Raw genomic sequence first — 19,601 nt, 5'->3', positions numbered from 1 at the left:
TGAACGCTCAAGCAACGTAACCCCGGCCCAGGGAGCAGGTCATGCAGTTCGGAATCTTCACGGTGGGCGATGTGACGACCGACCCGACCACCGGGGAGGCGCCCAGCGAGTACGAGCGGATCAAGGCGATGGTGCGCATCGCGCTCAAGGCCGAAGAAGTCGGCCTCGACGTCTTCGCGACCGGCGAGCACCACAACCCGCCCTTCGTGCCTTCTTCGCCGACGACGATGCTCGGCTACATCGCCGCGCAGACGTCGAAGATCATTCTCTCCACCTCGACCACGCTGATCACCACGAACGACCCGGTGAAGATCGCCGAGGACTTCGCGATGCTGCAGCATCTCGCCGACGGCCGCGTCGACCTGATGATGGGGCGCGGCAACACCGGCCCGGTGTACCCGTGGTTCGGGCAGGACATCCGCCAGGGCATCCCGCTGGCCATCGAGAACTACCACCTGCTGCACCGGTTGTGGCACGAGGACGTGGTCAGCTGGTCCGGCAAGTTCCGGACGCCGCTGCAGGAGTTCACCTCGACGCCGCGGCCGCTCGACGGGATTCCGCCGTTCGTGTGGCACGGTTCGATCCGCAGCCCGGAGATCGCCGAACAGGCCGCCTACTACGGCGACGGGTTCTTCGCGAACCACATCTTCTGGCCGAAGGAGCACTTCCAGGCGCTGATCAACCTCTACCGCGAGCGGTACGAGCACTACGGGCACGGCAACGCGGACCAGGCCATCGTCGGCCTTGGCGGCCAGGTGTTCCTGCGGCCGAAGTCGCAGGACGCGGTGCGGGAGTTCCGGCCGTACTTCGACAACGCGCCGGTGTACGGGCACGGGCCGTCGCTGGAGGAGTTCACCGAGCAGACGCCGCTGACCGTCGGCAGCCCGCAGGAGGTGATCGACAAGACGCTGACCTTCCGCGAGCACTTCGGCGACTACCAGCGTCAGCTGTTCCTGATGGACCACGCCGGCCTGCCGCTGAAGACCGTGCTGGAACAGCTCGACCTGCTGGGCGAGCACGTGATTCCGGTGCTGCGCAAGGAACTCGACTCGCTCCGCCCGGCGCACGTTCCCGAGGCGCCTACTCACGCTTCCCGGTTGGAGGTGCTGGCATGACGACGATCGCAGTGGTGAGCGCGGGGTTGAGCCAGCCCTCCTCGACGCGGCTGCTCGCGGACAAACTCGCCGCGGCCACGCGTTCGGTGCTGCCGGACGTGCGGATCGAGGTGATCGAACTGCGGGACCTGGCCGTCGACGTCACGAAGAACATGCTGACCGGCTTCCCTTCGCCCGCCCTGCGGACGGCCATCGACACGGTGACCTCCGCGGACGGCCTGATCGCCGTGACGCCCGTGTTCACCGCGTCGTACAGCGGGCTGTTCAAGTCGTTCTTCGACGTGCTGGACCAGAAGGCGCTCGACGGGAAGCCGGTGCTGATCGGCGCCACCGGCGGAACCGAGCGGCATTCGCTGGTGCTCGACTTCGCGCTGCGTCCACTCTTCGCCTACCTTCGCGCCGAGCCTGTCGCGACGGCGGTGTACGCGGCTTCGTCGGACTGGGCGTCTCCAGGGGATCTCGACACGCGGGCTTCGCGGGCGGGGCGGGAGTTCGCCGCCCGGCTGTCGTCGGAGGGGACGGCCGCGGCTCCGGACAGCGGGTTCGTGCCGTTCGAGCAGCTGCTGCGCGCGGGGGAGTGAGCAAGGGACCTTTGCTCTCGTGAGTGGCGAGGACGGTTAAGACCATCCTTGCCACTCACGAGGTGTGTTCAGGGAGTGGCCGGATCTCGAGGGTGGGTAAGCGTGACGTCCGCCCCGGGATGCCGACTGTGTGGTTATTGGTGCGTCGGGTGACCAGAAATCCACACAGTCCCTCGTGACCGGTCCGCTCACGACGAGGTGTGTGGATATAGGGACGTTGAATGTCTCTATATCCACACACCCCTCACTCGCGGTGACACGAGGCCGAAGTCAGGGGGACGGCCAGATCGGCCGGATCTCGATGGTCGCGAACTCGGCGACCGGATGCTTCGACACGATCTCGATCGCCTCGTCTAGATCGGCGCACTCGATCAGGTCATAGCCGAGGATCTGTTCCTTCGTCTCCGCGAACGGCCCGTCCGAGACGAGCAGTTCGCCGTCGCGGCGCCGGACGGTGGTCGCGGTGGCCGCCGAACGGAGCCTGCTGCCGGACAGCCGGACCCCGCGAGCCGTCATCTCGTCGACCCACGCCTGCGTCTTTTCGTCCAGTGGTTCTTCGCTCTCGTCCGCGCCGGGGTACGGGCTTCCGCAGATCAGCAACATGTAGCGCATCGGTCCTCCTGTCTGAGCCTGGTCACCATCCCGACGAACGGGCTCGTCCGCCACCGACAGGTCATGACCCGAACGTGTCGGACCAGCGCGTTCCCGGCGCGACCGGCACAATCGACGAAAGGACGACGGCGAGGAGAAGACGGTGGGCATCGGAAAACCCGTGAAGCAGGTCCTGATCCTGATCGCGGGCGGCGTTCTGCTGCTGGTCGGCATCGCGCTCCTCGTGCTGCCCGGGCCGGGCCTGCTGCTCGTGCTCGCGGGCCTGCTCGTGCTGGCCTCGGAGTTCCCCGTGGTGGAGAAGTACGTCGATCCGATCCGCGACAGGGCGATGAAGGCGGCCGAGGACAGCGTCTCGTCGCCGCTGCGCATCGCGGGTTCGGTGCTGGCGGGGCTGGGCCTGCTGGCGGCGGGGGTCGTCTGGGGACTCGTGCCGGGTCTGCCGCTCGGGGGCTGGAGCACCGGATCGAGCCTGATCCTGTCCGGGCTCATCCTGTTCGCGTTGCTGATCTGGAGCTACAAGCGGGTGCAGGCCAGGAGGGCCGCGAAGACCGAATAACAGCCGGGTGGCCTGGTACCGTGCGGCGCGTGGCCCCCGACTTCCAGCGCGCCCGGCGGCCGGAACAGGTCGAGGCCCGGCGTGCGGCGATCCTCGGTGCGGCGCGCGAACTCCTGTCCGAGCGGCCCGTCTCCCGGATCAGCCTGCGGGAACTGAGCGACCGGGTGGGCTTGGCGAAGTCGAACGTGCTGCGGTACTTCGACAGCCGCGAGGCGATTTTCCTGGAAGTCCTCGACTCGGTCTGGGTCGCGTGGCTCGACGAGCTCGAAGGCGAGCTGAGCGACCTCGACGGCTCCGGCTACGAGCGTGTCGCGGCCGTCATCGCGACGTCGATCTCGCGGCAGCGCCTGCTGTGCGAGCTGATCAGCACGATGGCCGCCGTGCTCGAACGCAACATCTCCGTGGAGACCGCCCGGGCGTTCAAGACCAGGGCGGCCGACCGGACCGAACGGCTCGCCGGCCTCGTCCGCGCCCATGCCCCGCTGGACGCCGAAGCGGCCGGGTACTTCGCGAAGGCCGTCTTCATCCTCGTCGCGGGGCTGTGGCCCTACGCGAACCCAGGGGAGGCCGTGGCGACGGTCCTGGCCGAGCGCGGGATGCCCGCCGGCCACGCGATGTTCGTCGACGGGCTCACCGAAGGACTGGCGAACCAGCTCGTCGGTCTGGCCGTTCGTGCAGGTCAGGGCCCCGAGTGGTAGCAAAGGTCCCTTGCTCCCTTCCCGCACGCGCCAGGACGGGCGAGCCTGCATAAGGTGAGCCGAACCCACTTGCACAAGGAGCGACCATGAGCCCAGGCGGCACCCTCACCCTCGGCGATCTCACCGTGAGCCGGATGGGCTACGGCGCCATGCGGCTGTCCGGCCCCGGCATCTGGGGGCCGCCGAGCGACCACGACGCCGCGATCGCCGTCCTCCGCGAGGCGGTCGAGCTGGGCGTCACCCATATCGACACCAGCGACTTCTACGGTCCGCACACGACCAACGAGCTGATCCGCGAGGCGCTGCACCCGTACCCGGACGACCTGCACATCGTCACCAAGGTCGGCGCGAAGCGGTCCCCGGACAAGGGCTGGCCTTCGGCGCTCTCGCGCGAGGAATTGACCTCCGCGGTCCACGACAACCTGCGCAACCTCGGCCTCGACGTCCTCGACGTGGTCAACCTGCGGCTCGCGGGGGAGCACGGTGTCTTCCCGATCCCGGTCTCGATCAAGGAGCCGTTCGAGGTGCTGGCCGAACTCCAGCAGCAGGGGCTCATCCGGCACCTCGGCCTGAGCCACGTCTCGGCGGAACAGGTCAAGGAAGCCCGCGCCATCGCGCCGGTCGTCTGCGTGCAGAACGAGTACAACGTCGCGAACCGCGCCAACGACGGCCTCCTCGACGCCCTCGCGGCCATCAACATCCCGTTCGTGCCGTACTTCCCGCTCGGCGGGTTCACGCCGCTCCAGTCCGGTGTCCTCGACGACTGCGCCCGCCGGGTCGACGCGACGCCGATGCAGGTCGCGCTCGCGTGGCTGCTCCAGCGGTCGCCGAACATCCTGCTGATCCCGGGTACGTCGTCGCTGCTGCACCTGCACGAGAACGTCGCCGCCGCGAAACTCGAGCTGCCCGCGGACGTCGTCGCGGATCTCGACGCCCTCGCCTAGCAGTCCGTGAAGGCCTCCTTCACTACCTTGAGGGTAGGGAAGGAGGCCTTCACGGACTTTCAGAGGACATCCCGGCGCCGCAGCAGCCAGCCGCCGAGACCGGCGAAGGCCACCAGATAGCCGGCCACGACCAGCGTCGCCTGTGAGGCACCGACGAGTTCCCCGACGCCGGGCGTCGCGCCCGAGGCGCCCAGCGACGCGGCCAGTGAACCGGCGTTGGCTCCCGGCAGCGCCAGCTGGAGCGTGCCGACCCAGTCCACCAGCGGGGCCGCGACGCCGAACAGCAGGTTCTGGACCACCAGCAGCCACACCAGGCCGAGCCCGATCGGCAGCGCCACCCCGCGCATCGCGATGGCGAGCGCCGCCCCGAGTGCCGCCCAGGTCATCGCGATCAGCCAGCCGGCGCCGATCCCCGTCAGCAGCGAGCCGAACGACGGCCAGTTCATCGGCTCGCCCTCCGAAGAGGCGATGAGCGCGCTCGTGACCGCGCCGGTCGCGAAGCTCGTCAGCACGACGGTCAACGACGCGACGGCCAGCGCGAACAACTTTCCACTGTAGACGGTCAGTCGCGAAGGCCCTTGGGTCAGCACGGTCTTCCAAGTGCTCCAGCCGTATTCGGTGCCGACGGCCAGCACCCCGACCACCAGCAGGATCGCCCCGAGGAACACCGGAAGCCCGCCGATCGAATTGCCGACCAGGTTCGCCGGAAGGGTCGCCGCCAGCCCCCGATCCGTACCGGGCGCCCCGCTCGACGAACCCGCCGCGCCCGCGAGCGGCAGCAGATAGGTGAAGGTCAGCCCGAGCACGACCGCGATCCCCAGCATGAACCAGTTCGCCGGACGCCGGACGAGTTTCGCCAGCTCGGCGCCGCAACTACCCCACATGATCCGCCACCTCTCCGGTGAGCTCGAAGAACACCTGCTCCAGATCCCGTTCACGGACGTGCAGTTCGCGGACCGCGATCCCTTCCGTGACGAGTTCGCGGTTCAGCCACGACGCGCGTTCCGGGTCGACCGTCAGGTCGAGTCCGGTCCCGCTCGCACGCACGTTCTCCGCGCCGATCCAGCGCCGCACCAGACCCGCGGCGCGCATGACCTCGTCGGTTTCGATGTGCAGCACCGTGCCGCCGCGCAGTTCGGCCACCGTGTTCTCCGCGACCAGCCGCCCGCGCGAGACGACACCGACCCGGTCGCAGATCTGCTGCACTTCGCCCAGCAGGTGGCTCGACAGCAGCACGGTGCAGCCCTCCGCGCCGAGCCTGCGGATCAGCACCCGCATGTCCGCCATCCCGGCCGGGTCGAGCCCGTTGGTCGGCTCGTCGAGGATCAGCAACCGCGGATCCTTCAGCAGCGCCGCCGCGACACCGAGCCGCTGCTTCATGCCGAGTGAGTAGGCCGAGTACCGGTCCTTGCCGCGATCGGTGAGGTCGACCATTTCGAGCACCTCGCCGACGCGGCGCGGATCCGTTCCGCTGTACCGGGCCAGCACCTTGAGATTGTCCGAACCGGACAGATACGGGTAGAAGCCCGGCGATTCGATCAGCGCGCCGACCCCGCCGAGATCGCCGGGCGGCCTGCCGAACAACCGGACGCTGCCGGACGTCGGCCGGACGAGCCCCAGCAGCATCCGCAACGTCGTCGTCTTGCCCGCGCCGTTCGGCCCGAGGAAGCCGTAGATCTCGCCGGGCAGCACGGTCAGCTTCATCCGGTCGACGGCGAGCTGCTCGCCGTACCGTTTCGTGAGTTCGTCTGTGTCCACGGGAAGGTTCATGGTGACGAATGGTGTCCCGGGTGAGGCCGTCACCACATCCGTTCACAGGCGGCACTCCGCGTACGTCGGCGGACGTAGCCGGATGGCCGGAATCCTGCGACATCTGTCGAAAACACCGGTACCGGAGGCCGGGGCGACGATCATAGGCTCGATGGCGTGTCGAAAGTCCTTCTGATTCTTCATGTGCTCGCCGCCGTCATCGCGGTCGGCCCGGTCACCGTCGCGGCGAGCATGTTCCCCGCCGCCGCGCGCAAGGCCTACGCCGAACCGGGTTCCGGACTGTCCGTGCTTCGCGCGCTCAATCGGATCTGCCGCGTCTACGCGATCCTCGGGATCGCGGTGCCGTTCTTCGGGCTGGCGACGGCGGGCAGTATGCGGGTCTTCGGTGACATGTGGGTGATCGTGTCGATCGTGCTCACCGCGGCCGCCGCCGGCGTGCTGGCGTTGCTCGTCCTGCCGGGGCAGAACGCGATCCTCGCCGCGCTGGGCGCGGAGCCGCCGTCGGAACCGGTCACGGCCGGGCGGGTGGCGATGTACACGGGGATGTTCAACCTGCTCTGGGCCGTGGTGACGGTGCTGATGATCGTGCGGCCCGGATCGACCACCGGGGCCTGAAAGACTCGCGAGTGGTAAGGACGGTTAGAACCGTCCTTACCACTCGCGAGGTTTCTCCCTAAGCGCTCAGCAACTGGTTGAAGAACGACCGGTAGCGCCGCAGCGCGATCCGGAGGTCTTCGGTCGCCGGTTCGCCCTGGCTCCACGCGGATTCGAGTTCCTTCTTGTGGTCCGCGAACGTCGTGGCCAGGTTCTGGATCACCACCGCGACGAGTTCGTCGGCCTCCTTGACCGCCCGCCGCGGATCGTCCACAAAGGCCGTTTGGATGCCCTGCCAGCTCTCGCGGAACCGGTCGACGTCGGTGTCGGCGAACAACGTCTGCGCTTCGTCATCGTCGGTGCGCTCGGGTTCCGTGGCCACCAGATCCTCGGTGCTCAAAGCCTGCCCGGTTTCGCCGTCAGCGGTCCGTTCCTCGCCGAGCCGATCCGTCGTCCCCGCGACGCGTTCCGTTCCCTCGGTTTCCAGGGGCCTGCTTTCCATGGCTTTCCGCTCCTTCGCCGGCATCGGTCAACAGATCTTCGAACACTTCGCGGTAGTGCTTCATCGCTTCACGCATGTCCTCTGTGGACATCTCCGATTCCTTGTGGCGCACCAGTGTGTCGTGCCCGGCGCGGTAGTGCCGCAACGCGTTCGCGTGCCGGACGGACAGATCCGCGAGCTGCTGGTCGTACCCCTCGGTCGGGTAGCCGCGCTCGGCCATCAAGGAGACCAGCACCCGGTCCGCTTCGACGACGGCACCGGACGGGCGGTCGACGAACTGTTCCTGGATCAGCGCCCATTCCTGGGCGTACCGGTCCTTTGTGGTCTCCGGCAGCGGCCGGATGTCGAGATCCGAATGTCGTTTCACCCGCGACGAAAGCTCACGTTCGGCTTCCCTCGGGTTTTCGTGCTCCTCGACCGCACGGTCGTATTCTGGCCCGAACGTCTCTCGCAATCGCCGCTTGCGCTGTTCCGCGACGACGAACCAAGCGGCCGCGCCCACCACAAGGATCGCGGCGATGACGATGATGATGACCAACCACGTGGGCATCGTTATCTCCTCCGGATGTTTCGCCGGTCAACCCCCGACAGGCCGTGAGTTCCCCGGTTTTCGGACCGGAAACCCTTGTGCCGCAAGAATTTTTGGATCTTAGGCCGGATGGCGCAGTGGAATGACCTCGATTCGCCGCACTCTCGCGGGCCGGTGGGGCCATTCGGCGGAGTTCGTGAGGCTTGCTAAGTAGGCGTCCCTCTTTCGGGTGCCGACGATGACTCAGTGTAGGTAAAAACTCCCGATCACTGCTCCGTTGTGGCACTATTGCCCCGTTCGCAGGAAGAGGGCCTGCGACAGAGGGGGCCGTCGTAATCGAGGCTGCCTGGTACGACAAAGGAAGATCATCAGGGGAGGAGATCGTCAAATGTCGACGCCTACGGACGTCAAGGACCCCATCGGCGAAGAGGAGCCGGTCGATCCGGCTCAGCCCAAGCCGGACCTGCCGCACCACGAGCACAGCCCGGACTGCGAGCACCACCGGGACAAGCTGCTGGAATGCTCGGGTGGCTGCGTGCAGACGCCGCCGCCCACGCCCTGATCCGGTGTCGAAACGGGCCCGGTCGCGGAGTCGCTCAGCGGCCGGGCTTCTTTCGGCTACTAAGTGTGTTGTCATAGTTCTGTGCCCGTGATTGAGCTGAAGCAACCTGACGTCATCCGCGAAGCTCGTGAATTGCATCGAGCCGGCGTCGATGCGGCGTGCTCGGCGCGTCAGCGCGAAGGTGTCCGGCTGCTCCGCCGCGGCCTGGCGCTGCTCGATTCGATTCGGCCGGTCGACCCCGAACATCACGATGACTGGCTGGCGACCAGGATCCGCCTCACCTGCACCATCGTGGCGCTCTCGTCCGAAACCGCGGGTGAGGTCAGGGCGGGCATCGCCGGCCTCGACGAAGTTCGGCTTTTGCTCGAATCCGTGTCCGATCCGCTTCTGCGTGCCGAACTCGGAGGACAGCTGGACCATAATTACGCTCTCCTGCTCATGGCCGCGGGCCGGAACGAAGAGAGCCTGGCCTATTTCGATTCGTCCATCGGGCAGAAGAACGTCGCTCTGGCATCCGCCGAGGACCCGGCTCCGTTGCTGGGGCCTTATCTGGGCACCTTGGCGACACGCGGACTGGCGAATACCCGCCTGGGCGACGTGCGCAAGGCGCGTGACGACTTGACGCGGTCCATCGAACTCGCGGAGCGGCATGATCTCAAGGCGCAGGCCGCTGACGTGATGAGGCCGCTCGGCTCGCTGGAGCTCAGGGTCGGGAACGTGCCCGCGGCACTGCGCGTCTTGACCAAGTGCGAACACCTCTACCGCACGCTCGACATGAAGGCGCCTCCGCTTCTGCGGCTAGCGCAGGCCCAGGCACTGCTGACCGCGGGGCTCGCCGAAGAAGCCGGAGGACACCTCGACGAGGTGCTGCCGGCGATGCGCGCGCAACGAAGTATCAGCCGGGATCTCGCCGATGTGGAGCTGTATCGCGCGTCGGCGGCGCTGATGAGCGACGATCTCGAACTCGCCCGCTCGTATGCCGCGTCCGCACGCCGCCGGATGCTCCGCTGGGGCTGCCAGACCTGCGTCGCCAACGCGACCATCGTCGGCCTCCGCGCCGACGTCCAGGAAGCCTTGCGCACCAACGTGATCCCGCCGACCCTGACGTCTCGCGCGTTGCGCGCGGCGAACGGGATGCCGATGCCGAGGCTCGCCGATCAGGCGGCGCTGGCGCGGATGCTGGCCGTCCGGGTCGAGCTGCGCAAGGGAAAGCACAAACGTGCCGCCGAGTTGCTCGAGCGGATTCCGCGGCCGGGGCGGCTGACCTCCGTCGATTATCGGATGTTGCGCAGGCTCTGCCGCGCGGAACTCGCGGTGGCCGAGGGGGACAAGAGCAGGGCGCTGGCCGAGATCCGCGCCGGGCTCACCGAGCTCGACCGGGTCCGCGACCGGATGGGCGGCATCGAGCTGGTGTCCGGGACGGCGCTGCACGGCCGGGAGCTGGCGGATCTGGCCGTCAAGATCGTGCTGGAGCGCGCAGACGCGGCCCGGTTGTTCGGCTGGACGGAGCGGACGCGCGCCCAGAGTTACCGGTACGAACCTGTTGTGGCGGCCGATCCGGAGCTCGCGGAGCGGGTCGGCGAGGTCCGGGGGCTTGATCAGGCGATCCACCAGGCGCAGCACGACGGCCATCCGACGGCGGCCTTGCGTGCGAAGCACGCCGAGCGGTTGCGCGAGGCGCATCGGCTCGGCTGGCATACCGGGCGCTGGGGCAGGCCACGGCCGGTCGCGCGGCTCGCGGAGGTGGCCGGCGAGCTGGGCGGACGCGCGCTGGTGAGTTTCGCGTCGTCGGACGACGACCTGGTGGCGGTGGTCGTCGTCGGCGGGCGGTGCGAGCTGGTGCGGCTCGGTTCGGCCGAGCGGGCGGCGGAGGCCGCGCGGATGCTGAACGTCGATCTCGACGCCCTCGCTCCGGACAGGTTGCCGGCGCCACTGGTCCAGTCGGTGCTGGCTTCGGCGCGCAAACAGGCCGAACGGCTGGACGGCCAGCTGATCCGGCCGCTCGAAACGCTCCTCGGCGACCGCGGTCTGGTCGTCGTGCCGACCGGTCCGCTGTTCGCCGTTCCCTGGGGAGTGCTGCCGGCGCTGCGGTCGCGGCCGATCGTCGTGGCTCCTTCGGCGACGGCGTGGCTGGGCGCGGAGCGCTCGGCGATCTCCCGCGCGCGGAACGTCGTCCTCGTCCGCGGGCCCGGCCTCGTCGGGACCAGGGGTGAGCTGGACAAACTCGCCACGCACTACCGGGCCGCGCATACGCTGGCCGGACCCGACGCGACGGTGTCCTCCGTCCTGCGCGCGCTGGACGGCGCGAAGCTCGCGCATATCGCCGCGCACGGCGCGCACGAACCCGAGAACGCCTTGTTCTCCCGGCTGGAACTGGCCGACGGCGCGCTCTTCGCGCACGAGATGGCCGGGCTCGCGCAGCCTCCGGCGCAAGTCGTCTTCGCGGCCTGTGAACTGGCGCTGAACCGGATCCGGCCCGGCGACGAGGTGCTCGGTTTCGCCAGCGCGTTGCTCGCGAGCGGTTCGCGCACGGTGATCGCGCCGTTGAGCCGAGTCGGTGACGAAGCGGCGGCGGCCGCGATGGACGACTACCACCGCGGACTCGCCGAAGGGGCCGGGCCGTCAACGGCGTTGGCGGACACCATCGCCGTTGATCCGTTCCGGCGACCGTTCGTCTGTTTGGGTGCGGGCTGAACGTCCGGCTTGACAACCCCTGTTCGATCTTCACGACTCCAAGTGCCCGGTTGGTTACTCTTGACCGAGTCGTCTGAACCAATTATGGTCTAGACCACATTCGCTCGCTCGGCGTTTCGGCGGATGTGTCCCGACCTTCATTGGTATTTCGCTCGCTGTGACCCAGGAATCTCGAGTCCGCGGTGGGTGTAGAGATGGGAAAGGGGTAGGCATGAGCTTCAAACGACGGCTTTTGACCCTGGCGGCCGGTGCGGCGATGGTGCCGGCGGCCCTGGTCGCGATCCCGGCGGGCACCGCCAACGCGCACGGTTACGTTTCCTCGCCTGCGAGCAGGCAGGCGCAGTGCGCGCAGAACACCGTTTCCTGTGGCTCGATCAAATGGGAGCCGCAAAGCGTCGAGGGCCCCAAGGGGCTCATGAGCTGTAACGGCGGCGTCGGCCGTTTCGCGGACCTCAACGACGACAGCAAGGGCTGGAAGGTGCATTCCCTCGGCCGTACCACCACGTTCCGGTGGACGCTGACGGCTCGCCACCGCACGAGTACTTGGGAGTACTTCGTCGACGGCGCCAAGGTCGCCAGCTTCAACGACGGCGGCGCGCAGCCGGGCGCCACGGTCACCCACAGCGTGAACCTGCAGCAGAGCGGGCGGCACAAGATCCTCGCCCGCTGGAACGTCTACGACACGGCGAACGCGTTCTACGCCTGCATCGACGCCAACATCAGCTAGATGCCGACCCTCGTGAGTGGTAGTGACGTCGTCACTACCACTCACGAGATTTTCTGTGCCACGCTCACCTCATGAGCGATGAGGAGCGTGACGGCGTCAAGCTGACCAACCTCGACCAGCCGTTGTTCGAGGGTGCGACCAAACGTGACCTGGTGGACTATCTGGACGCCGTCGCGGGCCGCATGCTCCCGGTCCTGGAGGGCAGACCGCTTTCGGTCATCCGCATCCTCCGCGGCCAGGACCCGTTCATGCAGAAGAATCTGCCCAAATACACGCCCGGCTGGGTGAAGCGGTACGAGATGTGGGCGGAGAAGTCGAAACGGCAGGTGTCGTACGCGCTCTGCGACGACCGCCGGACGCTGCTGTGGTTCGCGAACCAGCGCGCCGTCGAATACCACCCGACCTTGATGACCGTGGACGCCGACGCGGGCCCCACCCATCTGGTGCTGGACCTCGACCCGCCCGCCGGGGACGATTTCGCCCACGTCGTGAAGGCCGCGATGCTGGTGCGGCAGGCCCTTTCCGACTCCGGGCTCGCCGGAGCGGTGAAGACCAGTGGCTCCAAGGGCGTGCACATCTTCGTCCCGCTGACGCCGGGACAGGGCTTCGAAGACGTCGCGGCCGCGACCCGCGCCCTCGCCGCCCGCGCGGAGCAGGTCGATCCGGCGGTCGCGACGACCGCGTACATCGTGGAAGAACGTGAAGGGAAGGTCTTCCTCGATTCGACCCGGGCGGGCGGGAACACGGTCGCGGCCGCGTACAGCCCCCGTTTGCGGCCGGGGCTGACGGTGTCGTTCCCGGTGGCCTGGGCGGAACTCGAAAACGTGGTCCCCGCCGATTTCACCGTCCACACGGCGCCGGGGCTCCTGGGGGACAAGGACCCGTGGGCCGAGTCGATGCCGGAGCCGCAGACACTGCCCGCCGAGCTCGTCGAGCAGGGGCACACGATTCCGATCGCCCGCGTCGTGGCGATGCACGAAGGGAAACGCAGGGCGAGGGCGCGCGCTCAGAAGGACTGAACGCCCGCGACGCCACGGCGTTTTGTGTACCTTGGACCGCACTGGGGCGGGCGAAGGTACTGGGGGCCTTTCGTGGGGAAGATCGATGCCGACGTGGTGATCGTGGGGGCCGGTCCGGCGGGGCTCGTGCTGGGAAACCTGTTACGGGCCGCCGGAATCGACTGCGTGATCCTGGAGCGCCGGAGCCGGGAGCACGTCGAAAACCGGGCCAGGGCGGGCTTTCTCGCCGCGAACAGTGTCCGCGTGCTCACGGAGAACGGGCTCGCCGATGGGCTGCTCGAAAACGGCCTGAGGCACGACACCTGTGCCTTTCGCAATGATCAGGCCGAATTCGAGCTCAAGTACAGCGAGCTCGGAAACGGTGAGGTGCACACCGTCTATCCGCAACAGTTCCTGGTCGCCGACCTGATCGCGGAATTCCTCGCCCGTGGCGGGGAGATCAGGTTCGGCGCCGAGGTCAGCTCGGTGTCGGGGATGGACGCGACGGTCATCGCCGACGATCTTCTCTTGCGTGCCAAGTACATCGCCGGTTGCGACGGCAGGCGCGGGATCTCGCTGAGATCCGTGCCGGCGCGGGTCTTCCGGCGGGACCACGACATCTCGTGGCTCGCGATCCTCGCCGAGGCGCCACCGAGCATGTCCGCGATCGGCTACGCGATCCACGAACGCGGATTCGCCGGGCATATGGCCAGGACACCGACGGTGACGCGCTATTACCTCGAAGTACCGCGCGGTGAGGACCCGGAGAACTGGGGAGACGACCGGATCTGGGACGAACTGCGGCTGCGGATGCGGGCCGACCGCTACGGCGAGCTCAAACGCGGCGCCATCATCGAGCGCCGGATCGTGGACATGGCGTCACGGGTGATGGACACGATCCAGCGGGGGAGCCTGTTCCTCGCGGGGGACGCGGCGAGCCTGATCAGCCCGGCCGCGGCGAAGGGCGCGAATCTCGCGTTGATGGAGGCCGAGATCCTCGCGCACGCGTTGATCGACTCCCTCATCGAGAGCGACACGACGGCACTCGAGCGCTACTCCGCCGACTGCCTGCCCCGGATCTGGCGCGCGCAGGAATTCTCCCTCTGGATGATCAACCTCCTGCACGGCCCCGCAGGATACGACGACGAGGCCGTCTTCCAGCGGGCACTGCGCGACGCGCGGCTGGAGAGCCTGCGGGTTTCCCGCGCGCACCAAGACTTCTTCGCCGAGAACTACGTGGGTATCTGAACCGATCGCCCGTCGCGTCCGTATTCCGGTGAAGAGGGAAAGGACGGACGACGATGCCGGTACGAATCCGCTGGACGCCGTTGAACCCGCACCCGAACCGCCCCGTGCCCGTGGAAGAACCCGAGCCGGAACCGCTAGCCGGCGCGGACGGCGGGTGCCGCGGGCCGCTCGACGCGAAGGAGCCGGACGTCGCCTGAGCGCTCTCTCCCCGGCTCCTCCTCGGTGACGAAACGCAGCGCCCCGGTGGCCTCGCGGGTCACCATCCGCGCACCGCGCCAGCCGGACGGCACCCAGCCGTCGCGCAGCGCCCGGCGCACCTTCTCGGCCCTTTTGACGTGGCGGGCGAACGAATGCCGCCGGATGACGCGCCCGCGCGCGACTTGGCCCGCGCGGGCGTCTTCCGGGGTGACGTCGAGCCACAGCAACCGGACCGGGCGGCGGCTCACCCGGCCGAGCAGGGCCAGCAGCCCGCGGGTCGTCGCCCGGGTCGAGGGCTCGTGCACGATGACCGGGCCGCCGTCGGCCAGCGCGAACCGGACGACCCGCGCGCGATGCCAGAGGTGGACCACCGGCCGGTAGAACCGGTACGGCAGCGCGGGCGGCAGTCGTTCACGCAGCCGCGCGCGGACCTGATCGGAGTCGAGCACGGGTAGGGCGCCGGTCGCCGCCCGGGACAGCAGGGTGGTCTTGCCGGCCCCGGGGATCCCCGCGACCACCAGCAGGTCGCGGCGGCCGAGGCGGAATGCGATGCGATCGGTCATAAGGCGTCAACGACCCGGCCGAGGGCAAAGGTTCCTTTACCTTCGGCGGCGCAGGTCAGGCGGTCACCCGGGTCCCCGCCGTCACCGGCTTGTCCGGCAGCAGCGTCCCGCCCTTGGTGAGCCACGCGACACCGAACGCGAGGATCGCGATCGACTCCAGCCACAGCGCCGGGTACAGGTCCTTCGTCAGCTCGTCGAAGACCAGCCCGCACAGCACGATCAACGCCAGGCACACCAGCATGATCACGCCGGAGGCGACGTACAGCCGGTTCCGCTCGGATTTGCGGCCGCCGGGGATCTCCTTGTCCGACTTGGTGAACAGCACGATGCAGAAGAACGCCAAGGTGAGGAAGAAGACCGCGGCGAAGCCGAGGTGCAGCAGGCCGATGATCTCGTCCGTGCGGTCGCCGTTCGCCGGTGTGGTGGGGAAGAGCGCCACTCCGACGGCGGCCACGGCCGCGATGTTCCCGGCGATGTCGTCGACCCGGCCGTAACCCCGATAAGACAACAGGAAGACGCCGATGGCGCACATGACGCCGACCCACACGTCCCGCATTCCCGAGTAGTAGTACCCGCTGATCGAGTTGAGCAGGCCGCCGCCGTCGACGAGCAGCTTCCCGAAGATCAGCACGAAGGGCAGCCCGGTCCCGAGGAAACCGATGGCACGCCGCAGGAACAGGTAGTTGTGGACGAGGTTGTCGGTCGCCGCTCGCGGGCCCATGATCGCCTCCGTGCTCAGAGCTTGTCGCTACATAATGACAGCTCGTGACGACGGAGAGACCGTGTGTTATCGAATTGCTCGCTAGGCGGTCTCCAGCACGACAGCCGCGACGTAGCCGCCCATCCCGATCGACGTCTTGACGGTGAGACCGCTTTCCGGCCGGGACGGCCCGTCCATCAGCTGCGAATGCCCGTCCGCCACCGGTTTCGGCGCCGGGACCAGATCCCGCTCGGCCGCGAGGCAGATCGTCGCGATCTCGGTCAGCGCGCTGCCCGACTGGCTGTGCCCGGTCAGCGGTTTGATCGAGTAGATCTCGGTGTCCCGGGGGAAGACCGCTTCGAGGATCCGGGATTCCGTGCGGTGGCAGAGTTTCGTACCCGTCCCGTGCGCGTTCAGGTAGCGGACGTCGGACGGCGCGGCGTTCGCGTTCTCCAGCGCCCCGGTCACGGCCGCGATGGCGTTCGACGGATCGGGGTCGAGCGCCATCGCGTTATGCGCCTCGTGGGTCATGGCGCCGCCTCGCAGCGTCGCGTACGACTCGGTCTTCCGCTGGGTCAGGACCACCGCGACCGCGGTCTCGGAGAAGGTGAAACCCCTTGTGCCCTCTTGGAAAGGACGGCACGCGTCGAGCGGCGGCACGTCGGTGATCGCCACCCCGCAGTGCACGAAGTTGCGTACCATCGGCCTGGTCGCGGACAGATCCGTGGTGACCACGACCACGTCGTCGGCCATGCCGGCGTCCAGCCACATCTTCGCGGTGAGCACCGCGGCGCTGCCGGTCGCGCACATGGCGGACGTGGCCATGGAGGGGCCGTGGAAACCGAACTCCGACATGAGCGTCGCGATCGGTGTCGAGGGCATCATGCCGATGAATTCGCGCCGGTACATGAGCTGCTCGCCCATTTCGGTGAGCCGGTCCCAGGTGCGCAGGTCCTCGCGGACGCCGCCGGAGATGACGCCGACCCGGCGTCCTGGCGTCCAGCCCCGCGCGCCGGCGTCTTCGATCGCTTCCCGCGCCGCGGCGAGCAGGGCGCGCGCGTGCAGGCTGCCGTCCCTGGCGCGGCCGCCCTCGGGGACGTGGGCGACCCAGCCCGGCTGATCCGGGGTTTCCCCGAAGCCTTCGGTGAATTGGGCGCAGGGGACGCCGCTCGCCAGGCCCTCCCACAGTGATTCGCGCCCCCAGCCGTAGGCGGTTACGGCGCCGATGCCGCAGATGTCTGTTTTGCTCCGCACGTGTTTCCCTTCAACTACATTCAGTCAACGCTGGGGTGGAATAGCCGCACCGATCAGCTGTCCAGGGAGGACGGCTACGTCGATTTAGTGATCTAATCGGAAGCTACATCAGTCGAGTAGGGGGTTTGGATCAGATGGATCCTGACGATCTCGACGGTGGGACTCCCGACACCCACCGGCCCTCGGATCAGGATTCCTCGCCAGCGAACGGCACCGCGACCCGCACGGTGGGAAAACCCGGCCGGCACGCGTCGCTCGTCCGTCTGCTGACCGAGTTGTCCGCCGAGAGGGATCAGCGCGGCGAACCCGCGCTCGCCTTTCTCGGTCAGGGGTACCGCCTTTTGGAGCAAAATTCCGACGGCGGCGCATTGGGAACGCAATACCTCACGATGGTGGAGGCGAGCCCTTACGGGATCTGTGTCCATCAGCGGGGCAAAGTCGTCTTCGTGAACTCGGCCACGATGCGCTTCGTCGGCGCGAACGTGTCGACCGAGATCATCGGGATGCACATCACGGATCTGGTCGACGCCGGCTCGCAGGACGCGCTGCTGGCGCGGATCGGCTCGCTGGTCTCGCCGGGCTCGTTCAGCGAGCCGACGGAGATGACGCTGCGGACCCTGCAGGGCAGGCGGGTCACCGTCGAATCGCAGGCGGTGCTCACGACGTGGGAGGGCGAACCCGCGTACCAGGTGATCATGCGCGACCTGACCACCCAGAAGGCGGCCGAGGCCGGTCTGCGGTTTCAGGCCGCGCTGGTCGGCCACGCGAGCGACGCGATCATCGCGACCTCTCCAGACGGGCTGGTGACCAGCTGGAATCCGGCGGCGGAGGCCGTCTACGGCCATGATCTCGACCAGGTCATCGGGGTTCCGGTGGCCGAGGTCGTCGGCGCGCCGATGAGTCCCCGGCAGGTCGTCGCCGCGGGCGGTGTCGTGCAGGCCACGCATTACAGCGCCGACGGAACGGCGCTGGCGGTGCGGGTGTCCGCGGCCGAGATGTTCGACGGTTACGTGCTGCTGTGCGCCGACGAGACCGCGCAGCGCCGGGCCGAGGCCGAATTCGCCACCGTCGTCGAGACGCTCGACGAAGGAGTGCTGCTGGTCGGCCCTAGCGGGCGGATCGAACTGGCGAACTCCGCGGCGCACCGCATCGCCGGGGTGCCGCCGGGATCCCTGGTCGGCCTGGAGAGCCGGACGTTGCGGCTGCACGACGAGCACGGCGCCCCGGTGCCCGTCGACGATCTGCCGTCCGCGCGGGTGAGACGTTCCGGGAAGGTCGAGACCGGGCGGGTCGTGCAGGTACGGCGGCGCGACGGCGCCCATCGATGGCTTTCGCTGACCTCCGGCCCGCTGATGGCGCCGGGGCAGAGCGTGCCCTCGGTGCTGACGTCCTTCGCCGACATCACCGAGCGGCGGGCGATCAGCGAACGGCTGGCCTACGAGGCCACCCACGACCCGCTGACCAGGCTCGCGAACCGCACGCTGGCGCTGAACCACCTGCGCCGGACGAACGCCGACCCGGCGCATACGACCACCGTGATGTTCATCGACCTCGACAAGTTCAAGATCATCAACGATTCGCTCGGTCATACCGTCGGCGACCAGGTGCTGCGCATCGTCGGCGACCGGCTGCGGGCCGCCGCCGGGCCTTCGGACCTGGTCGGACGGCTCGGCGGGGACGAGTTCCTGGTCATCACCACCGGTTATACCGAAGCCGCCGAAGTACGGGCGCTGGCCGACCATCTCCAGCGGCGGCTCGCCGAATCGCTCACCGTGCACGGCCGCGAACTGCATATAAATACGAGTATTGGAATAGTGATCGCCGAACCGGGCGATCGGCGCAGTGCCGACGAATTGCTGGAAGACGCCGATCTGGCGATGTATCAGGCAAAGACATTCGGGCCCGGCCGATATGCGTTCTATGCGCCGATCATGCGGAAACGAGTACAAGACCGATTCGCACTGGAGCAGGATCTGCGCAACGCCGTCGCCGAAGGCCTGGTCGAGACCGTTTATCAGCCCGTCGTCGATTTGCGGACCGGTGCCATGGTCGCGGTGAAGGCCAAGTCCTGTTGGGCGCACCCGGAACGCGGGCCGATCGATCCGGCGGAATTGGCGGAGATCGCCGACGAAGGCGATCTCATGACGGTCATCGGGGCGGAGGTCCTCGCCAAGGCCGCCCGCGAGATCTCTCGATGGCGTGCCGATCATGGTGTGCACTGTAATGTGAATGTGAGTCTTTCGGTCCGCCAACTGGGCGATCCCACCTTGCTGCAAGTGGTTCAGACAACCTTGGAGGCAGCTGGGCTGGGGCCGCAGGACCTGAGCCTCGACGTCGACGAGACGGCGCTGAAGGACGCGGCCGACGCGGTCGACGCGCTGCGGAAGACCGGCGTGCGCGTGACCGCGGAACGGTTCGGCGCCGGCTATTCCTCGCTCGCCCAGCTGTGCCGCCTCGATCTGAACGTGATCGAGATCGACCGGTCGTTCGTGGCCGATCTCGGCAGGTCGAGCGACGCCGAGCCGATCGTCGCCGGGATCATGGCGATGGCGCACGCCGTCGACCTCATGGTGGTCGCCGAAGGGGTCGAAACCGCGCGGCAGCTGGAGGTCCTGCACGAACTCGGCTGCGATTGGGCGAAAGGGCCGCTCGTCGCGCCGCCGGGCCGGGTCGAGGACCTGAAGCGCGCGTACGAACACGTCGTGCGATGAACCGGGCGGCCACTGTGGACGTGGTACCGGATGCGGGACCAAAGC

At 68.1% G+C, this 19,601-nt stretch carries 20 protein-coding genes; 12 read left to right on the top strand and 8 right to left on the bottom strand.

The features are described from left to right. The first annotated feature begins 41 nt into the window (after positions 1-41). Both ACXIZN_RS26795 and ACXIZN_RS26790 read left to right on the top strand, forming a co-directional pair. Positions 42-1,115, top strand: coding sequence for an LLM class flavin-dependent oxidoreductase (locus ACXIZN_RS26795; protein ID WP_457957658.1), 1,074 nt, complete (start codon positions 42-44; stop codon positions 1,113-1,115). Next, positions 1,112-1,696 (top strand): FMN reductase, encoded by a 585-nt coding sequence (locus ACXIZN_RS26790; protein ID WP_457957656.1) that lies wholly within the window; start codon positions 1,112-1,114, stop codon positions 1,694-1,696. The genes ACXIZN_RS26795 and ACXIZN_RS26790 overlap by 4 nt, the downstream gene beginning before the upstream one ends. Positions 1,697-1,966: 270 nt before the next feature. Here ACXIZN_RS26790 and ACXIZN_RS26785 read toward each other — a convergent pair whose 3' ends face one another. Continuing rightward, the gene (locus ACXIZN_RS26785; protein WP_457957654.1) at positions 1,967-2,308 is read right to left on the bottom strand and encodes a YciI family protein; all 342 of its coding nucleotides are present in this window, start codon (positions 2,306-2,308) and stop codon (positions 1,967-1,969) included. Positions 2,309-2,450: 142 nt separating this feature from the next. Between ACXIZN_RS26785 and ACXIZN_RS26780 the strand changes: the two genes are divergently transcribed. The 3 genes from ACXIZN_RS26780 (at position 2,451) to ACXIZN_RS26770 (ending at position 4,506) form a co-directional block, all read left to right on the top strand. Next, positions 2,451-2,864: a PGPGW domain-containing protein gene (locus ACXIZN_RS26780; protein WP_034317710.1), complete on the top strand. Its 414-nt coding sequence runs from the start codon at positions 2,451-2,453 to the stop codon at positions 2,862-2,864. 29 nt (positions 2,865-2,893) lie between these two features. Then, a complete protein-coding gene (locus tag ACXIZN_RS26775) occupies positions 2,894-3,562 on the top strand; it encodes a TetR family transcriptional regulator (RefSeq protein WP_457957653.1) in 669 nt (222 codons plus the stop codon). 86 nt (positions 3,563-3,648) lie between these two features. Next, a complete protein-coding gene (locus ACXIZN_RS26770; protein WP_457957651.1) occupies positions 3,649-4,506 on the top strand; it encodes an aldo/keto reductase family oxidoreductase in 858 nt (285 codons plus the stop codon). Between the two features lie 59 nt (positions 4,507-4,565). Here ACXIZN_RS26770 and ACXIZN_RS26765 read toward each other — a convergent pair whose 3' ends face one another. After that, positions 4,566-5,390, bottom strand: a complete 825-nt coding sequence (locus ACXIZN_RS26765) for an ABC transporter permease (protein ID WP_457957649.1) — start codon at positions 5,388-5,390, stop codon at positions 4,566-4,568. Beyond that, complete coding sequence (locus tag ACXIZN_RS26760) at positions 5,380-6,276, bottom strand: ABC transporter ATP-binding protein (RefSeq protein ID WP_457957647.1); 897 nt, start codon at positions 6,274-6,276, stop codon at positions 5,380-5,382. Before ACXIZN_RS26760 ends, ACXIZN_RS26765 begins: the two co-directional genes overlap by 11 nt. Positions 6,277-6,432: 156 nt before the next feature. On the opposite strand from ACXIZN_RS26760, the gene ACXIZN_RS26755 reads away from it, so the two are divergent. Further along, positions 6,433-6,891, top strand: coding sequence for a hypothetical protein (locus ACXIZN_RS26755; protein WP_457957645.1), 459 nt, complete (start codon positions 6,433-6,435; stop codon positions 6,889-6,891). 58 nt (positions 6,892-6,949) lie between these two features. On the opposite strand, the gene ACXIZN_RS26750 is transcribed toward ACXIZN_RS26755, so the two are convergent. Together ACXIZN_RS26750 and ACXIZN_RS26745 are read right to left on the bottom strand one after the other, a co-directional pair. Then, positions 6,950-7,252: a hypothetical protein gene (locus ACXIZN_RS26750; protein ID WP_457957643.1), complete on the bottom strand. Its 303-nt coding sequence runs from the start codon at positions 7,250-7,252 to the stop codon at positions 6,950-6,952. Positions 7,253-7,289: 37 nt separating this feature from the next. Beyond that, on the bottom strand, positions 7,290-7,922 hold the full coding sequence (locus tag ACXIZN_RS26745; protein ID WP_034317729.1) for a hypothetical protein: 633 nt from the start codon (positions 7,920-7,922) through the stop codon (positions 7,290-7,292). Positions 7,923-8,289: 367 nt separating this feature from the next. Here ACXIZN_RS26745 and ACXIZN_RS26740 point away from each other — a divergent pair, with 367 nt between their 5' ends. From ACXIZN_RS26740 to ACXIZN_RS26720, 5 genes are all read left to right on the top strand, one after another. Then, complete coding sequence (locus tag ACXIZN_RS26740) at positions 8,290-8,463, top strand: hypothetical protein (RefSeq protein WP_457957641.1); 174 nt, start codon at positions 8,290-8,292, stop codon at positions 8,461-8,463. Between the two features lie 87 nt (positions 8,464-8,550). Further along, the gene (locus ACXIZN_RS26735) at positions 8,551-11,157 is read left to right on the top strand and encodes a CHAT domain-containing protein (protein ID WP_457960599.1); all 2,607 of its coding nucleotides are present in this window, start codon (positions 8,551-8,553) and stop codon (positions 11,155-11,157) included. A gap of 211 nt (positions 11,158-11,368) precedes the next feature. Beyond that, positions 11,369-11,884 (top strand): lytic polysaccharide monooxygenase auxiliary activity family 9 protein, encoded by a 516-nt coding sequence (locus ACXIZN_RS26730; RefSeq protein WP_034317732.1) that lies wholly within the window; start codon positions 11,369-11,371, stop codon positions 11,882-11,884. A gap of 71 nt (positions 11,885-11,955) precedes the next feature. Beyond that, on the top strand, positions 11,956-12,903 hold the full coding sequence (ligD, locus tag ACXIZN_RS26725; RefSeq protein ID WP_457957639.1) for a non-homologous end-joining DNA ligase: 948 nt from the start codon (positions 11,956-11,958) through the stop codon (positions 12,901-12,903). A gap of 72 nt (positions 12,904-12,975) precedes the next feature. Continuing rightward, a complete protein-coding gene (locus ACXIZN_RS26720; RefSeq protein ID WP_457957638.1) occupies positions 12,976-14,130 on the top strand; it encodes a 4-hydroxybenzoate 3-monooxygenase in 1,155 nt (384 codons plus the stop codon). A gap of 134 nt (positions 14,131-14,264) precedes the next feature. Here ACXIZN_RS26720 and ACXIZN_RS26715 read toward each other — a convergent pair whose 3' ends face one another. The 3 genes from ACXIZN_RS26715 to ACXIZN_RS26705 all read right to left on the bottom strand — a co-directional run bounded on the left by ACXIZN_RS26715 (position 14,265) and on the right by ACXIZN_RS26705 (position 16,845). After that, complete coding sequence (locus tag ACXIZN_RS26715; RefSeq protein ID WP_457957636.1) at positions 14,265-14,891, bottom strand: AAA family ATPase; 627 nt, start codon at positions 14,889-14,891, stop codon at positions 14,265-14,267. A gap of 55 nt (positions 14,892-14,946) precedes the next feature. Next, a complete protein-coding gene (locus tag ACXIZN_RS26710) occupies positions 14,947-15,612 on the bottom strand; it encodes a DUF998 domain-containing protein (protein WP_257488889.1) in 666 nt (221 codons plus the stop codon). 81 nt (positions 15,613-15,693) lie between these two features. Beyond that, entirely contained in the window at positions 15,694-16,845 is a 1,152-nt protein-coding gene (locus tag ACXIZN_RS26705) for a beta-ketoacyl synthase N-terminal-like domain-containing protein (RefSeq protein ID WP_457957634.1), read from the bottom strand. A 134-nt stretch (positions 16,846-16,979) separates the two neighbouring features. Here ACXIZN_RS26705 and ACXIZN_RS26700 point away from each other — a divergent pair, with 134 nt between their 5' ends. Continuing rightward, the gene (locus ACXIZN_RS26700) at positions 16,980-19,556 is read left to right on the top strand and encodes an EAL domain-containing protein (RefSeq protein WP_457957633.1); all 2,577 of its coding nucleotides are present in this window, start codon (positions 16,980-16,982) and stop codon (positions 19,554-19,556) included. Positions 19,557-19,601 lie beyond the last annotated feature (45 nt).

This window comes from Amycolatopsis sp. TRM77291 (assembly GCF_054166285.1).
The sequence above is the reverse complement of the archived record's forward strand: the minus strand, read 5'-3'. Positions and strand labels throughout refer to the sequence as shown.

Bases quoted from the DNA above. Each gene is read 5' to 3' on its own strand.
- ACXIZN_RS26795 (WP_457957658.1), top strand. From the start codon at position 42: ATGCAGTTCGGAATCTTCACGGTGGGCGATGTGACGACCGACCCGACC.
- ACXIZN_RS26790 (WP_457957656.1), top strand. From the start codon at position 1,112: ATGACGACGATCGCAGTGGTGAGCGCGGGGTTGAGCCAGCCCTCCTCG.
- ACXIZN_RS26785 (WP_457957654.1), bottom strand. From the start codon at position 2,308: ATGCGCTACATGTTGCTGATCTGCGGAAGCCCGTACCCCGGCGCGGAC.
- ACXIZN_RS26770 (WP_457957651.1), top strand. From the start codon at position 3,649: ATGAGCCCAGGCGGCACCCTCACCCTCGGCGATCTCACCGTGAGCCGG.
- ACXIZN_RS26765 (WP_457957649.1), bottom strand. From the start codon at position 5,390: ATGTGGGGTAGTTGCGGCGCCGAGCTGGCGAAACTCGTCCGGCGTCCG.
- ACXIZN_RS26760 (WP_457957647.1), bottom strand. From the start codon at position 6,276: ATGAACCTTCCCGTGGACACAGACGAACTCACGAAACGGTACGGCGAG.
- ACXIZN_RS26745 (WP_034317729.1), bottom strand. From the start codon at position 7,922: ATGCCCACGTGGTTGGTCATCATCATCGTCATCGCCGCGATCCTTGTG.
- ACXIZN_RS26740 (WP_457957641.1), top strand. From the start codon at position 8,290: ATGTCGACGCCTACGGACGTCAAGGACCCCATCGGCGAAGAGGAGCCG.
- ACXIZN_RS26730 (WP_034317732.1), top strand. From the start codon at position 11,369: ATGAGCTTCAAACGACGGCTTTTGACCCTGGCGGCCGGTGCGGCGATG.
- ligD (WP_457957639.1), top strand. From the start codon at position 11,956: ATGAGCGATGAGGAGCGTGACGGCGTCAAGCTGACCAACCTCGACCAG.
- ACXIZN_RS26715 (WP_457957636.1), bottom strand. From the start codon at position 14,891: ATGACCGATCGCATCGCATTCCGCCTCGGCCGCCGCGACCTGCTGGTG.
- ACXIZN_RS26710 (WP_257488889.1), bottom strand. From the start codon at position 15,612: ATGGGCCCGCGAGCGGCGACCGACAACCTCGTCCACAACTACCTGTTC.
- ACXIZN_RS26700 (WP_457957633.1), top strand. From the start codon at position 16,980: ATGGATCCTGACGATCTCGACGGTGGGACTCCCGACACCCACCGGCCC.